General features: G+C 72.8%; 14 protein-coding genes. 7 read left to right on the top strand and 7 right to left on the bottom strand.

Annotation, left to right across the window (positions count from 1 at the left end; genetic code table 11):
* Positions 1-19 precede the first annotated feature (19 nt).
* On the top strand, positions 20-502 hold the full coding sequence (locus tag ACIP2X_RS36850; protein ID WP_401682402.1) for a GNAT family N-acetyltransferase: 483 nt from the start codon (positions 20-22) through the stop codon (positions 500-502).
* A gap of 7 nt (positions 503-509) precedes the next feature.
* Here the strand turns inward: ACIP2X_RS36850 and ACIP2X_RS36845 are convergent, their stop codons facing one another.
* The 3 genes from ACIP2X_RS36845 to ACIP2X_RS36835 all read right to left on the bottom strand — a co-directional run bounded on the left by ACIP2X_RS36845 (position 510) and on the right by ACIP2X_RS36835 (position 4,265).
* The gene (locus ACIP2X_RS36845) at positions 510-2,012 is read right to left on the bottom strand and encodes an MFS transporter (RefSeq protein WP_401682399.1); all 1,503 of its coding nucleotides are present in this window, start codon (positions 2,010-2,012) and stop codon (positions 510-512) included.
* A 64-nt stretch (positions 2,013-2,076) separates the two neighbouring features.
* Positions 2,077-3,048 (bottom strand): zinc-binding dehydrogenase, encoded by a 972-nt coding sequence (locus ACIP2X_RS36840; RefSeq protein WP_401682397.1) that lies wholly within the window; start codon positions 3,046-3,048, stop codon positions 2,077-2,079.
* Between the two features lie 47 nt (positions 3,049-3,095).
* Positions 3,096-4,265 carry an FAD-dependent oxidoreductase gene (locus ACIP2X_RS36835; RefSeq protein ID WP_401682395.1) on the bottom strand — a complete coding sequence of 390 codons (1,170 nt, stop codon included), beginning with the start codon at positions 4,263-4,265 and terminating at the stop codon, positions 3,096-3,098.
* Between the two features lie 189 nt (positions 4,266-4,454).
* Here ACIP2X_RS36835 and ACIP2X_RS36830 point away from each other — a divergent pair, with 189 nt between their 5' ends.
* Positions 4,455-5,129, top strand: coding sequence for a pentapeptide repeat-containing protein (locus ACIP2X_RS36830; RefSeq protein ID WP_401682392.1), 675 nt, complete (start codon positions 4,455-4,457; stop codon positions 5,127-5,129).
* 45 nt (positions 5,130-5,174) lie between these two features.
* On the opposite strand, the gene ACIP2X_RS36825 is transcribed toward ACIP2X_RS36830, so the two are convergent.
* Positions 5,175-5,675: a hypothetical protein gene (locus ACIP2X_RS36825; RefSeq protein WP_401682390.1), complete on the bottom strand. Its 501-nt coding sequence runs from the start codon at positions 5,673-5,675 to the stop codon at positions 5,175-5,177.
* Positions 5,676-5,713: 38 nt separating this feature from the next.
* On the opposite strand from ACIP2X_RS36825, the gene ACIP2X_RS36820 reads away from it, so the two are divergent.
* On the top strand, positions 5,714-7,129 hold the full coding sequence (locus tag ACIP2X_RS36820; RefSeq protein WP_401682387.1) for a M1 family metallopeptidase: 1,416 nt from the start codon (positions 5,714-5,716) through the stop codon (positions 7,127-7,129).
* A gap of 113 nt (positions 7,130-7,242) precedes the next feature.
* On the opposite strand, the gene ACIP2X_RS36815 is transcribed toward ACIP2X_RS36820, so the two are convergent.
* Complete coding sequence (locus ACIP2X_RS36815; protein WP_401682384.1) at positions 7,243-7,818, bottom strand: TerD family protein; 576 nt, start codon at positions 7,816-7,818, stop codon at positions 7,243-7,245.
* A 173-nt stretch (positions 7,819-7,991) separates the two neighbouring features.
* On the opposite strand from ACIP2X_RS36815, the gene arfB reads away from it, so the two are divergent.
* Both arfB and ACIP2X_RS36805 read left to right on the top strand, forming a co-directional pair.
* Positions 7,992-8,432, top strand: a complete 441-nt coding sequence (arfB, locus tag ACIP2X_RS36810; protein WP_401682381.1) for an alternative ribosome rescue aminoacyl-tRNA hydrolase ArfB — start codon at positions 7,992-7,994, stop codon at positions 8,430-8,432.
* A gap of 189 nt (positions 8,433-8,621) precedes the next feature.
* Positions 8,622-9,542 carry a sigma-70 family RNA polymerase sigma factor gene (locus ACIP2X_RS36805; RefSeq protein ID WP_401682378.1) on the top strand — a complete coding sequence of 307 codons (921 nt, stop codon included), beginning with the start codon at positions 8,622-8,624 and terminating at the stop codon, positions 9,540-9,542.
* Here the strand turns inward: ACIP2X_RS36805 and ACIP2X_RS36800 are convergent.
* Positions 9,514-10,116 (bottom strand): flavin reductase family protein, encoded by a 603-nt coding sequence (locus tag ACIP2X_RS36800; RefSeq protein WP_401682375.1) that lies wholly within the window; start codon positions 10,114-10,116, stop codon positions 9,514-9,516. The two genes, ACIP2X_RS36805 and ACIP2X_RS36800, sit on opposite strands and share 29 nt — an antisense overlap.
* 340 nt (positions 10,117-10,456) lie before the next feature.
* Here ACIP2X_RS36800 and cdgB point away from each other — a divergent pair, with 340 nt between their 5' ends.
* A complete protein-coding gene (cdgB, locus tag ACIP2X_RS36795; RefSeq protein ID WP_401682372.1) occupies positions 10,457-12,121 on the top strand; it encodes a diguanylate cyclase CdgB in 1,665 nt (554 codons plus the stop codon).
* A gap of 120 nt (positions 12,122-12,241) precedes the next feature.
* The gene (locus ACIP2X_RS36790) at positions 12,242-13,186 is read left to right on the top strand and encodes a CBM35 domain-containing protein (RefSeq protein WP_401682369.1); all 945 of its coding nucleotides are present in this window, start codon (positions 12,242-12,244) and stop codon (positions 13,184-13,186) included.
* Positions 13,187-13,201: 15 nt separating this feature from the next.
* On the opposite strand, the gene ACIP2X_RS36785 is transcribed toward ACIP2X_RS36790, so the two are convergent.
* A complete protein-coding gene (locus tag ACIP2X_RS36785; RefSeq protein ID WP_401682366.1) occupies positions 13,202-14,131 on the bottom strand; it encodes a 1-phosphofructokinase family hexose kinase in 930 nt (309 codons plus the stop codon).
* Positions 14,132-14,251 lie beyond the last annotated feature (120 nt).

Raw genomic sequence — 14,251 nt, 5'->3', positions numbered from 1 at the left:
GGGTGGTTAGCCTGCGGGCATGATCCGTACCGCCACACCCGACGACATCCCCGTCATCCACGCCCTGGTGCGCGAGCTCGCCGCGTACGAGAAGGAGCCCCAGGAGGCGAAGGCGACGCAGGAGCAGCTGCGCGAGGCGCTCTTCGGTGAGCGCCCCGCCGCGTACGCGCACATCGCGGCCGACGACACCACCGGCGAGGCGGTCGGCTTCGCGCTGTGGTTCCTCAACTTCTCCACGTGGCGCGGAGTGCACGGCATCTACCTGGAGGACCTCTACGTACGCCCCGGCGCGCGGGGCGGCGGTCACGGCAAGGCGCTGCTGCGGGAACTGGCGCGGATCTGCGGTGAGCGCGGCTACCAGCGCCTGGAGTGGTCGGTCCTGAACTGGAACCGCCCCGCGATCGACTTCTACGAGGCCCTGGGCGCCCGTCCGCAGGACGAGTGGACGGTGTACCGGCTGACCGACGGGGCGCTTGCCGCGCTGGGTTCGGGAGCGGCCTGAGCCGGCGTCAGCGGGCCGTCTCCGGGACCGGTGTCTGCGCCGGGGCCGCGTGCTTCGGGGCTCGGGCCGTCACCATCAGGGCCGTGACCAGGCCCGCCATGAGCATGACGCCGGCGGCGCACCACAGAGCGACCGTGTAGCCGTGGACGACGGCCTCGCGGGCCACCTCCGCGGGGTCGGCGGACCGGGTGAGATGGGCGGTGAGGAAGGCGGCGGTGCTGGTGTTGGCGATCGTGTTCAGCAGCGCCGTACCGATGGAACCGCCCACCTGCTGCGAGGTGTTGAGGGTCGCCGAGGTGACGCCCGAGTCCTGCGGGGCGACGCCGGACGTCACCGTGGCGAACACCGGCATGTACGTCAGGCCCATGCCGAGGCCGACCAGAATCAGGCCGGGCAGGATGTCGCCGACGTAGGAGGAGTCCACGGTGAGCTGGGTGAGCAGCACCATGCCGCAGGCGGACAGGAACATGCCGGGCGCCATCATGGTGCGGGGCGGGACGTGCTGGAGCAGGCGGCCCGCGATCTGGGTGGAGCCGATGACGGTCGCGGCCGTGATGGGGACGAAGGCGAGACCGCTCCACGCCGGTGAGTAGCCGAGGACGACCTGGAAGTAGTAGGTCATGAAGAGGAACAGGCCGAACATCCCCATGATGGCCAGCATCATCGTCAGATAGCAGCCCGCACGGTTGCGGTCCCGGACGATGTGCAGCGGGAGCAACGGCAGCGGCGCCCGGGTCTGCCACCACACGAACGCGGCGAGCAGCGCGACCCCCGCCGCGAGCAGCCCGAGGACCGACAGGTGGGCCCAGCCGTGCGACTCGGCCTCGCTGAAGCCGTAGACCAGCGCGACCAGTCCGCCGCAGCCGAGCAGCACGCCGGGCACGTCGAGGCGGGCGCCCGGCCGCCCGGGCCGGTCGCGCAGGACGGTGAAGGCGCCGAGCAGCGCGAGCAGCGCGATGGGGGTGTTGACGTACAGGCACCAGCGCCAGTTGAGGTACTCGGTCAGCAGCCCGCCCACGATGAAGCCCATGGCGGAGCCGCTGCCGGCCAGGGCACCGAAGATGCCGAAGGCCTTGCCGCGTTCCTTGGGATCGGTGAACGTCGTGGCGAGCAGGCTCAGCGCGGACGGCGCGAGCACGGCCGCGAAGGCGCCCTGGAGGGCGCGTGCGCCGAACAGCATTCCCGGGGTGACGGCGGCGCCGCCCAGCGCGGAGGCGGCGGCGAAGCCGATCAGCCCGATGGCGAACGTGCGCCTGCGGCCGATCAGGTCGGAGATCCGGCCGCCGAGCAGCAGCAGACCGCCGAAGGCGAGGGTGTAAGCGGTGATCACCCACTGGCGGTTGCCGTCGGACATGCCGAGCTCGTCCTGGGCCGACGGCAGCGCGATGTTCACGATCGTCGAGTCGAGGACGACCATCAGCTGGGCGAGGGCGATCACCACCAGCCCCCACCAGCGGTGGGGGTCGGCGTCGGCGGAAGCCCTGGGGTCTCCGGTCCTAGGCGCGGTCATTCGGACAGAAGACCATGAACAGGGGCGAACCTCTCGTGATGCCACGCCCCACCCGGTCAGGTCTTTACTGTTCCAAGACCACCTTGCCCGTCGTGCCGCGCCTCTCCAGCGCCCGGTGCGCGGCCGCGGCCTCGGCGAGCGGGAAGCGGTGGACCGCCGGGACCAGCCGGCCCGCGGCGGCCTCGGCGAGCGAGCGCAGCTCCAGGGTGCGCATCGGGTTCGGACCGCCCGCCTTCTCCAGCATCGGCGGGCCGAGGACCTGCACGGTGACCCCCTCCACGATCAGCGGGCCGCCGTCGGCGATGCCCTCGGCGGACCAGCCGAAGACGACGTGCGTGCCGCCGGGGGCGAGCAGGCCGACGGCGGTGCGGGCGGTGTCCCCGCCGACCCCGTCGTAGACGATCGTGACCTCGCCGTCGTAGGCCCTGACCTTCTCCGGCCAGGCGGGGTCCCGGTAGTCGACGGCGAGATCGGCTCCGTTCGCGGCCACCCGCTCCGTCTTCTCCGGACCCCCGGCCAGGCCGACGACGGTGGCCCCGGCGTTCTTGGCGTACTGCACGAGGAGGGTGCCCAGACCGCCGGCGGCGGCCGGGATCACGACCACGTCGTCCGGCCCCGGTTCGGCGAACTGCACGATGCCCATCGCGGTGCGCCCCGTGCCGATCATCGCGACGGCCTCGGCGAAGTCGAGACCCGCGGGGATCTCGTGCAGGCGTTCGGCGTCGGTGACGGCGAGCTCGGCGTAGCCGCCGGGGGCGAAGCCCAGGTGGGCGACGACCCGTCTGCCGAGCCATGCCTCGTCGGTGCCGTCGCCGAGCGACTCGACCACTCCGGCGACCTCGCGGCCGGGGACGGTCGGCAGGGTGGGCGCGGGGCCGGGTCCGGCGTGGCCCGCGCGGATCGCCGTGTCGAGCAGGTGGACGCCGGCGGCGGCGACGGCGATGCGGACCTGACCGGGGGCGGGCAGGGGATCGTCGACCTCCTCGACGGTGAGGTTCTCGGCGGGGCCGAAGGCGTGGAGGCGGATGGCGTGCATGGGGTCCCCCGTGACTGGTGGCCTACTGGTCCCGCCACTGTTCAACCTCAAGCGCGCTTGAGGTCAAGTGATCGCGGGCCGTGCTGTCCGAGCGCCAGGGACACGGCGGCGAGCGCGCTGTTGAAGGACACCTCCGACAGGACGCCGGGCGCGGCGACCTGGTCGCCCGCCAGGTACACGCCGTCGCCGCGGTCCACGGCGGGCCGGTCGCGCCAGGTGGCTCCGGGCAGGTCGACGGCGCCGGTGCGGCCGGCCGCGATCGCCTCGCGCCGCCACGTGACGCGGTCGCGCCAGCCGTCGTAGCCGAGGTCGAGCAACTGCTCGGCGCGGGCGATGCCGTCGGCGCGGGACTCGTGCGGGGCGATCGGGATCTGGCCCTGGACGAGTTGCTCGCCGGCGGGGGCGAGAGTGCGGTCCTGCGCGGTGAAGCGTTCGAGCCAGCCGGTGGCGTCGAGGTCGCTCAGGACGAACGGGTCGCCGCGCCGGGTGCGTACGGCGAGGTCGATGAGGGTCGTACGACCGCTCGGCCAGGTCAGCGAGGCGTCGCCGAGGAGGTGGCGGGCGGCGTCGAGCGAGGTGGCGACGATCACCGGCGCGTCGGTGGGGAGGGTGTCGACGCGGGACAGGGTCTCGATGCGGACGCCGAGATTCCAGGCGCGGGCGGCCATCCGGTCGACGACGCTCGCCCAGCCGCCGCGCGGATAGTGCGCCTCGGGCGGCAACGCGGTGGAGCGGCGCAGCCGTTCCTGCACGAACGCGGCGGACAGGGCGCCGGGGTCGTGGTGGAAGAGGGCGACGGCCGTGAAGTGCGCGGCGGCCCGCGCACCCTCCTCGCCCACCTGCCGGGTGGCCCAGGTCAGGAAGTCGACGTCGACGGGGGCCCGCCGGGCGGGGCGGCGCAGCAGCCTCAGCATGGCCAGGGGCGGGACCCGGCGCAGGGCGCCCCGGTGGCGCAGCCGCAGCCGGGAGGCCTCCAGCGGCGGGAGGGCAGCGAGGGGCCCGATCAGGTCCCGCCGCGCGAGCCAGCTCCATTGCGGGCCGCCGTCGTAGAGGGCGTGCGGACCCTCGTTCGTCCGGTACGGGCCCTGCGCCGTGCGGGCCCGGCCGCCGAGGGTGTGGTGGGACTCGTGGACGGTGACCTTGGCGCCTGCTTCGGCGGCGGCGATGGCGGCGGTGAGACCGGCGAAGCCGCCGCCGACGACGGTGAGGTGGGGCATGGGTCGCTCTCCCTTGCTGGGGTTCGCCTTCCGGTTTCCGGGAGTACGACGCGATGCCGGGCCCGGAATGTGACATCGGGGCGGGAACTCAGGTACTTCTTCCGCGAGGTGCGGGCCCCCTCGTTGCCTTCCGGGGTGCGTCTTCGCAGGTCAGGGCGGTTGTCGGTGGCGGGGTGCAGGATGGTGGGCATGGTGAGGCGAGCGTCGGGCGGCGTGAAGGCGGCACGGCGACCGGAGCTGCGGCTGCCGGCGCTGGTGGCATACGAGGGGGGTGGCCTGGAGGCGGACGGGGACTACGACGGGCTGGAGTTCCGGGACGCGGAGCTCGGCGGCCAGGACGGCGGGGGCGCCCGCTTCATGGACTGCGCGCTGACCGGGTGCGCGCTGGACGAGACGCGACTGCACCGGGCGCGCTTCCTGGAGTCGGTCCTGACCGCGCCCCGTGGTGTGGGGACGAACCTGGCGGAGGCCACCCTGCGTGACGTCGAGCTGCGCGACGCCCGCCTCGGCGGCACGCAACTGCACGGCGGGGTGTGGGAGCGGGTGCTGGTCCGGGGCGGCAAGCTCGACTTCCTGAACTTCCGGGGGGCCCGGCTGAGGGACGTGGTCTTCGAGGGATGCGTCCTTGTGGAGCCGGACTTCGGGGGTGCCTCGCTGGAGCGGGTCGAGTTCGCCGACTGCGCCCTGAAGGGGGCCGACTTCGGTACGGCGACCCTGGTGGACGTGGACCTGCGCGGGGCGGCGCCGCTGGAGATCACGCGGGGCGTGGACCGGCTGTCGGGCGCGGTGATCAGCCCGGGCCAGCTGGTGGAGCTGGCGCCCGTGCTGGCGGGGGCGCTGGGGATCAGGGTCGAGGCGGGATGAGGCCCGGGACGAGGCCCGCGAGATGAGGGTCCGTGCCCGCCCGTGTCACGGCATCCGGGGGAACTTCGCCTGCAGCGACCAGATCGCCGGGTTCTCCGCCAGGTCCTCGTGCAGATCGCACAGGTCGGCGACCAGATCGTGCAGGAAGTCGCGTGCCTCACGGCGGAGTTCGGCATGGGAGAAGCTCAGCGGCGGCTCGTCGGCCGGCTGCCAGTCGGCCTCGACGTCGACCCAGCCGAAGCGGCGCTCGAAGAGCAGACGGTCGGTGGACTCGGTGAAGTCCAGCTCCGCGTGCTGGGGGCGGGAGGCGCGGGAGCCGGCCGGGTCGCGGTCGAGCTGCTCGACGATGTCGCACAGGGCCCACGCGAAGTCGAGCACCGGCACCCATCCCCAGGCTGTGGACAGCTCCCGGTCCGACGTGGTCTCGGCGAGATAGACGTCACCGCAGAACAGGTCGTGCCGCAGGGCGTGCACGTCAGCGCGGCGGTAGTCGGTCTGGGGCGGGTCCGGGAAGCGGTTGGAGAGGGCGTAGCCGATGTCGAGCACGTACGTGATGGTGTCACGCCACTCGTAGGATCAATGACGTGTCCCGTTTCGCACCGGTTGTCCCCGCCGCCGTCCTCGCGTTCGCCCTGACCGCGTGCGCGAGCGGCGGCGTCGAGGGCGGCACCCCCGGCGGCGCGGGCCTGCGCGACCCGTACTTCCCGAAGGCCGGCAACGGCGGCTACGACGTCAGTCACTACGACCTGGCCCTGTCCTACACGCCCGGCACCCGCCACCTCGCCGCCCGGGCGACGATCACGGCCCGCGCCACCCAGGACCTCTCCGCCTTCAACCTGGATCTGCGGGGACTGCGGGTGGAGAAGGTCACCGTCGACGGCACCGCCGCCCGCTGGAACCGCGCCGGGCAGGAACTGACCGTCCGCCCGCCCGACGACCTCGCCGAGGGCCGCACCTTCCGCGTCGCGGTCCGCTACTCCGGCACCCCGGTCACGATCACCGACCCGGACAGCTCGCAGGAGGGCTGGCTGCCCACGGCGGGCGGCGCGCTGGCGCTGGGCGAGCCGGTCGGGTCGATGGCCTGGTACCCGGGCAACCACCACCCCTCGGACAAGGCGACGTACGACATCGAGGTCACCGTCCCGAAGGGGCTGCGAGCGATCTCCAACGGCGAGCCGAGGGGCGAGAGCACCACCGGCGGCCGCACGACCGCCCGCTGGCACATGGGCCGGCCCATGGCGAGCTACCTCACCACCCTCGCCGTGGGCCGCTACGACGTCAGCCGCACGGCGACCCCGGACGGCCTGCCGGTGCACACCGCGGTCGACCCGGCCGAGGCCGCCGCGAGCCGTGCGGTCCTGGCGCGCCTGCCCGAGGTGCTGGCCTGGTCGCAGGACCGCTTCGGCCCGTACCCGTTCGCCTCCGCCGGTGCGATCGTCGCCCGCCCCGGGGACGCCGCCTACGCCCTGGAGACCCAGACCCGCCCCTTCTTCCCCGGCACCCCGGACGTCCCGCTCCTCGTCCACGAGATCGCCCACCAGTGGTACGGCAACTCCGTCACCCCCAGGTCCTGGCGGGACATGTGGCTCAACGAGGCCTTCGCCACGTACGCGGAGTGGCTGTGGGCGGAGGGCCACGGCGGTGACACCGCCCAGCACACCTTCGACGAGCTCTACGCCGGCACGCGCTACGCCACCCCCGAGGAGAACGCGGCCGTCTGGCTCTTCCCACCCGCGTATCCGCCCGGCGCCGAGCACATCTCCGGCCGCCCGGTCTACGACCGCGGCGCGATGGTCCTCCACGAGATCCGCCGGACCCTCGACGACGACGCCGCGTTCGGTGCCCTGCTGCGAGGCTGGGCCGCCGCCCACCGCCACGGGAACGCGAGCACGGAGGACTTCACGCGCTACGTCGAGGAACGGGCGCCGGACAAGGACTTCGACCGCGTCTGGGAGGACTGGCTGTACGGGGAGGGGAAGCCGAAGCCCGGACCGCGCTGAAGCCGGGCGGTGCCGGGGGCGAGCCCTTCGCGGTCACAGCGTCGGACACGCCACGGGCCCCTCGGCGCGGTCGCCGAGGGGCCCGGTGGTCAGGCGGTGGGGGTGGCCGTCGCTCAGACGTTCACACCGAAGTCCTGGGCGATGCCGACCAGGCCCGAGGCGTAGCCCTGGCCCACGGCGCGGAACTTCCACTCGGCGCCGTTGCGGTAGAGCTCGCCGAAGACCATGGCGGTCTCGGTGGCCGCGTCCTCGGAGAGGTCGTAGCGGGCGATCTCCGTGTCGCCGGCCTGGTTGATGATGCGGATGTAGGCGTTGCGGACCTGGCCGAAGTTCTGCGAGCGGGTCTCCGCGTCGTAGATCGAGACCGGGAAGACGATCTTGTCGATGTCGGCGGGGAGGCCGGCCAGGTTGACGTTGATCTGCTCGTCGTCGCCGGCGCCCTCGCCCGTGCGGTTGTCACCGGTGTGGACGATCGTCTGGTCCGGCGTCTGCTTGTTGTTGAAGAAGACGAAGTGCTGGTCCGAGAAGACCTTGCCCTGCGCGTTGACCGCGATCGCGGACGCGTCGAGGTCGAAGTCGGTACCGGTGGTGCTCCGGACGTCCCAGCCGAGGCCCACGGTGACGGCGGTCAGGCCCGGAGCCTCCTTGGTGAGCGAGACGTTGCCACCCTTGGACAGGCTTACAGCCATGGTCGGGAGTTCCTTCCCTCGAAGCGTGCGCTATGCGGTGCCGTTGCTGAAGCTACAGCTACCCGTATGAACGCCGCAGGTGGTGCCATGGGTTCCCCGCGCTTTACTTTCTTTACCCGGCTGCCGCGTCCGGTGGCGATATTCGGGTGACTCCCACCCCTTCAGGCGGGAACATGTCAGTCATGTCCGGTCGTCCTCACGTCATCCGCGGCTCCGTCTCGCTGCCCGAGTCCGAGCTCCAGTGGCGTTTCTCGCGCTCGTCCGGGCCCGGTGGCCAGCACGTCAACACCAGCGACACCAGCGTGGAGCTGCGCTTCGACCTGGCCGGCACCGAGGCCCTGCCCGAGGTGTGGAAGCGGCGCGCCCTGGAACGGCTGGCGGGCCGGCTCGTCGACGGTGTCCTGACGGTCCGCGCCTCCGAGCACCGCTCCCAGTGGCGCAACCGCGAGGCCGCGGCCGTACGCCTCGCGGCACTTCTGGCGGAGGCCACCGCGCCCCCGCCCAAGCCCCGCACGCCGACCCGGATCCCCCGCGGCATCAACGAACGCCGGCTGCGTCAGAAGAAGCAGCGCTCCGACACCAAGCGGGGACGCTCCGGCCGCGACTGGCATTGACCGGAGCGCGGTGGGCATTACGCGGCTACTAAACAATTGGTCAGCATGTACTGAACAAAAAATCAGTCGGCGCCCGACCCGCCCGGCGCGATAATCCGCCCCCTCGCCCGAGGCCTCCCGTCACATTTCCCGCACCCCCTCCGTCATAGTCCCGAGGGCATCCACGACGAGGGCTGGTGAACGGGACCGATGAGTGACGACGACTTCCTCGCCGAGCGTTTCGAGGCGCACCGCCCGCACTTGCGTGCCGTCGCCCACCGCATGCTCGGCTCCCTCGCGGAGGCCGACGACGCCGTGCAGGAGGCGTGGTTCCGGCTGAGCCGCGGCGACACGCGCGAGGTCGGCAACCTCGGAGGCTGGCTGACCACCGTCGTCGGCCGGGTCTGCCTCGACATGCTTCGCTCGCGCAGGTCCCGGGCGGAGGAGCCGCTGGAGCACTCCCCGGACCGTGCTGCCGTCGCCGCCCCCGATCCCGAGCGCGACGCCCTGCTGGCCGATTCCGTGGGTATCGCCCTGCTCGTCGTGCTCGACACGCTGACCCCCGCAGAACGGCTCGCCTTCGTGCTGCACGACATGTTCGCGGTGCCCTACGACGAGGTCGCCGCCGTCGTGGGACGCACGCCGGCCGCGGCGCGGCAGCTGGCCAGCCGGGCGCGGCGGCGGGTGCGGGGTGCTCCGGCGCCCGACGCGGACCTCGCGCGGCGCCGGGCGGTCGTCGACGCGTTCCTCGCCGCCTCACGGGGCGGCGACTTCGACGGGCTGCTGAGGGTGCTCGACCCGGATGTCGTGGCCAGGAGCGAGGCCGGCGTGACCACCGGCGCCGCCGGGGTCGCCTCCGGCGCGACCCGCTTCGCGCACCTCGCCCGCGTCGCCCGGCACGCCCTGCTCGACGGGGCACCGGGGCTCGCGGTGTTCTCGGACGACGGGCGGCGGCTGGTGCAGGTGCTGCGCTTCACCCTGGTGGGGGAGCGGATCGCCGTCATCGAGATCGTGAGCGACGTCGCGCTCCTGTCCGGGATCGACGTCACCGTGACCTGGGGCACGTCGCCCGGCGGGGGTGGGCCGACAAGGCCGCCGCGGCTCACCCCAGGTGCCGGTAGCGGCCCTTGAAGTACATCAGCGGGCCGCCGTCCGCGCTGGGCACCCGGGCCGTCAGGACCCGCCCGATCACGAGCGTGTGGTCCCCGGCCGGCACCCGCTGCTCCGTCCGGCACTCCAGTGTCGCCAGCGCCCCGCCCACGAGGGGGGCGCCGGTCACCTCGCCGCGGACGTAAGGGATGTCCTCGAAGAGCAGGCGGTCGCTGATGCGGCCCTTCATGGCGAACCGGCCGGCGATGTGCCGCTGGCTCTCGGACAGGACCGAGACCGCCCAGTCGGGCTGCTCGGCGAGCAGGTCGTCCATGCGGGAGCCGTCGCGCAGGCTGACCATGACCAGCGGCGGGTCGAGGGAGACGGACATGAAGGCCGTCGCCGTCATGCCGACGTCCTCGCCGACCGGCGCCTGCGGGTCGTCGGGGTCGAGCGCGGGCTCGCACGCGGTCACCAGGACCACCCCTGCGGCCAGCCGGGACATCGCGGCACGGAACTCGTCGTCGGTCACCCCCACAGCATGCCCAACCGGCGATGCCGGGGCGGGCTGGGCGGGAACGGGGACGGGCGGCGCGGCTGCGGGTGTGTTCGGCACATCCGAAACGCTAATCTCCGGTGCGTGCGCGCCGCATCGGACCTCGGCCCGAAGGCGGTCCTAGGACCTGCGACGGGCGACTGTGGACAGTTGATGGACACCCGCACAAATTTTGCGTTCGTTAAACGCACGGGAAAAACGCAGAAACTCCACTCAATTGTTCATGTTCTCCTGTGACTTGAGTCACAAGGGGCATTAATTGTTGACCCTGTGTACCGAGTGAGCAGCGCGCTGTGATTCAGTGGCGGGACGCTGTACCGGAAGCTGTAAGGGCACCACTCAGAAAAGGGCGCCGAAGAGAACCCTTGATTCGCTGCGAGAACTCGGGGGGAGGGCGAGCATGGAGACCGAGTCGGAGCCGTACGTCCGCCTTGCGTCCCTGCGACAACTGCACCAGGTCATGGCCGACATGAACACGGCCCGCAGCCTGGCGGACACCTTGCAGACGGTCGCGAACGGGGTCGTCAGCGCCCTCGGCTTCGAGCTGGCGTGCGTCAACCTCGTGCGCCCCGACGGCGACCTCGTCGTCGCCGCCTTCTCCGGCAACCCGGCCGCCGAGGCGCTCATCACCGGCCGGGCCGGCTCCCGGGAGTCCTGGGACCGGCGGCTGAACATGGGCGAGCAGTGGGGCGACCTCGTCTTCATCCCGCACACCGAGGGCTGGGTCCTCGACGACGACGACGTACCGCAGTGGTACACCGAGGGGCCCGCGCCGCGCTTCGAGGACGAGTGGCACCCCTCCGACCGCCTCTTCGCCCCGATGTACGCGAAGCCCGGCGCCCAGGGCGGCCCCGCCTCCGGCGAGCTGATCGGCGTCCTGTCCGTGGACCGCCCGCGCAACGGCCGCCGGCCCGGCGCCTGGGGCCGCGAGGCGCTCCAGATGTACGCCTTCCAGGCCGCCATCGCGATCAGCAACGCGCGTCTACGTGCGAACATGCAGCGCGCCCTGGTCCGCCTGGAGCGCGAGCAGCAGGCCCTGCGGGCGAGCGAGGAGAGCTTCAGGCAGGCGTTCGAGTACGCGCCCTCCGGCATGGCCATCGCCGAGATGGGCGGCGACCAGCACGGGCGCATACTCCGCACCAACGACGCGCTGTGCCGCCTCCTGGGCCGCCCCGCCTCCGCGATGCGCCGCTACTCCTTCTCCGACCTCGTCCACCCCGAGGACATAGGCACGCTCCTGCGCACCTCCGCCGAGGGCGGCCGGGCCGAGCTGCGCCTCGGCCGCCGCGACGGCACCTACGTCTGGGTCAGCCTGCGCAACTCCGTCGTCGCCGACGCCGCCGACGGCCCCCGCTTCCTGCTCACCCACGTCGAGGACATCGAGGAGCGCAAGCGCCGCGAGCTCCAGCTCGCCCACCGCGCCTCCCACGACTCCCTCACCGGCCTGCCGAACTCCGCGGAGCTGCGGGCCCGCCTCGCGGCCCGGCTCTGCCAGCGCCCGCAGACCGGCTACCACGGCGCCTTCGACTCGCAGGAGGCCTTCGGCCACCCGGTCTACGACGCCGGCGGGCACGGCTTCGACTTCGTGCCGGGCGGCGCGGACTCGTACGAGGTCTACGACCACCACGTGCACACCGTCGCCCCCGAGGGTGAGGCGGACGACGGCACCAAGGGGCTCGCGGTGCTCTTCTGCGACCTCGACGGCTTCAAGTCGATCAACGACCGCTTCGGCCACAACGCGGGCGACGCCGTGCTCATCGAGGTCGCCCGGCGGCTCGGCAACGGCGTCCGGGACGGCGACACGGTCGCCCGCCTCGGCGGCGACGAGTTCGTGATCCTCGCCGACGGGCTCGGCCGGGCGGACGCCCAGGACCTGGCCGTACGGCTGCGCAACGAGATCATCCAGCCGATCCGGGCCGAGGGCCGGGCCGTGCGCGTCGGGGCCAGTTTCGGCATCGGCTGGGCGCACTGCGGCATGACGGCGGACGAGGTGCTGAAATCCGCCGATGAACGGATGTACGTCGAGAAACGATCTCGTCCCAAACAACATCGACGCGCGGGATGATCCGCAGGTCGACGGGGTGATGCGACCCGGGTCACCCGTTTGGGCCACCGGGAGCGGGTAGGCTCGCCATTCTCACCACACGTACGCATCCGTTCCGCACCTGTTGAGGAGTACCAAGGGATGACGCCCGGCAACAACGGCGCGAGCACGCCCGAGGACGACGACCCGTTCGGCTACCTCTACGCCGACGGTCAGGCCAACGGCGCCCAGCCCCCGTCCGGCGGCTACGGCTACCCGAACTCGGTCAGCAGGGTGCGTACGGTCGGCGAGCGGCCGTACGCTCAGCAGGCCTACGGTCAGCCGAACGTGCCGCCGCAGCAGCCCCAGGGCACCTACGGCCGGCCGAACGCGCACTACGCGGCACCCGAGACGTTCCCGGGCAGCGCGCAGACCACCCAGTCGCCGATGCCCGGACACGGCTCCGGCGGGGGCGGCGGCCGCGGTCGCGGACCCAACACCAAGGGCCTGCTGATCGGCGCGATCGCCGTGGTCGCCGCGGTCGTCATCGGCATCGGCGTGGCCATGCTGGGCGGCGACGACGACAAGCAGGCCGGTGAGGACCCCGCCGCCACGCCGTCCACCTCGCAGAGCGCGGAGTCGACCCCGTCCGGCGAGAGCAGCGCCGACACCGAGGCCGAGCTGCCGACGATCGACGCCAAGGCGCTCCAGCTCGGCGGCGGCGCCACGACGGCGTCCGACATCCAGGGCGCCAAGGCCGACGGCGGTGTCTACGTGACGGGCTTCAACGCCGTCGGCGCCTCGGTCACCTGGACCGTCAACGGCATCCCCGACTCCGGCAAGTACACCCTGTACGTCGGCTACGGCGTGCCCGGCAAGGACGCCGACGCCACGCTCACGGTCAACGGCACCGCCTCGTCCGCGCCGGTCAAGATGAAGAACTACGCGAACGCCGCCGAGGGCGACTACGCCAAGGGCTGGACGCGCACGTACAACTACATCGAGCTCAACAAGGGCACGAACACCGTCAAGATCTCCTGCGAGCAGGGCAACCAGTGCGACGCCAACCTCGACCAGGTGTGGCTCGTCAAGGACTGGGTCGAGTAGCGGCCCCCGGCGCGCTCAGGCCGCGCTGACCTCCCCGGTCACCGCGACCCGCGCCAGCAGTTCCTCGTAGGTCCCCCGGTCGAACTCGCCCGCGACCGGGGCGCGCACCGTGGCCGTCGCGAGTGCGACCGCGCGGCCCAGCCGCTCCGGCCACGGCCGGTGCTCCACCAGCCCCGCCAGCAGGCCCGCCGTGACGGAGTCGCCGGCTCCGGTCGGGTTGCCGTGGACGCGGGTCGGTGGGGTGGCGCGCCAGGTGCCCTCCGGGGTGGCGGCCAGCAGGCCCTCCGGGCCCAGGGAGGCGACGACCGCGTGGGCGCCGCGCCGGCGGGCGGCCTGCGCGCCGCGCAACGGCTCGTGCGAGCCCGTGAGTTCGGCCAGTTCCTCGCTGTTGGGCTTGACCACGTCGGGCCGGGCGGCGACCCCGCGGCGCAGCGGCTCGCCGCTGGTGTCCAGCAGCACGGGCACGCCGGCCGCGCGGGCGGTGCGTATCAGGCCCGCGTACGCGCCGACCGGCACCCCCGGCGGCAGACTGCCGCACAGGGCGACCGCCGAGGCCGGCGTGAGCAGGTCCTCGTAGGCCTCCTGGAAGGCGGACCACTCGGGCGGCGTGATCGCCGGGCCGGGTTCGTTGAGCTGGGTGGTGTCGCCGGTGCGCTCGTCGACCACCGCGATCGTGCGCCGGGTCGCGCCGCCGATCGGGACCAGCGCGTCGACCACGCCGGGCGTGACCGCGAGCCGCTCCTGGACGATCCGGCCGGTGCCGCCCCCGGCGAACCCGGTGACCGTCACCTCGTGGCCGAGCGCGGCCAGCACCCGGGCCACGTTGAGGCCCTTGCCGCCCGGCCGTTCGGTGACCTCCGAGACGCGGTGGGTGGCATGGGGCCGCAGGGACCGTACGCGATAGGTGATGTCGAGAGCGGTGTTCAGCGTGACCGTGAGGATCACCCGTGCCGACCTCCCCCGAGGATGTGTCTCTCGTTTTCCGGAGGGTCGATCATGCCAAAGAGACGGCGGACCGCCCAGTCCCCGGGTCGGCCACCGTCTCCCGGGCGGCTCTCTACTGGC

The organism is Streptomyces sp. NPDC089424, assembly GCF_044749345.1.
Classification (GTDB): domain Bacteria; phylum Actinomycetota; class Actinomycetes; order Streptomycetales; family Streptomycetaceae; genus Streptomyces.
The sequence above is the reverse complement of the archived record's forward strand: the minus strand, read 5'-3'. Positions and strand labels throughout refer to the sequence as shown.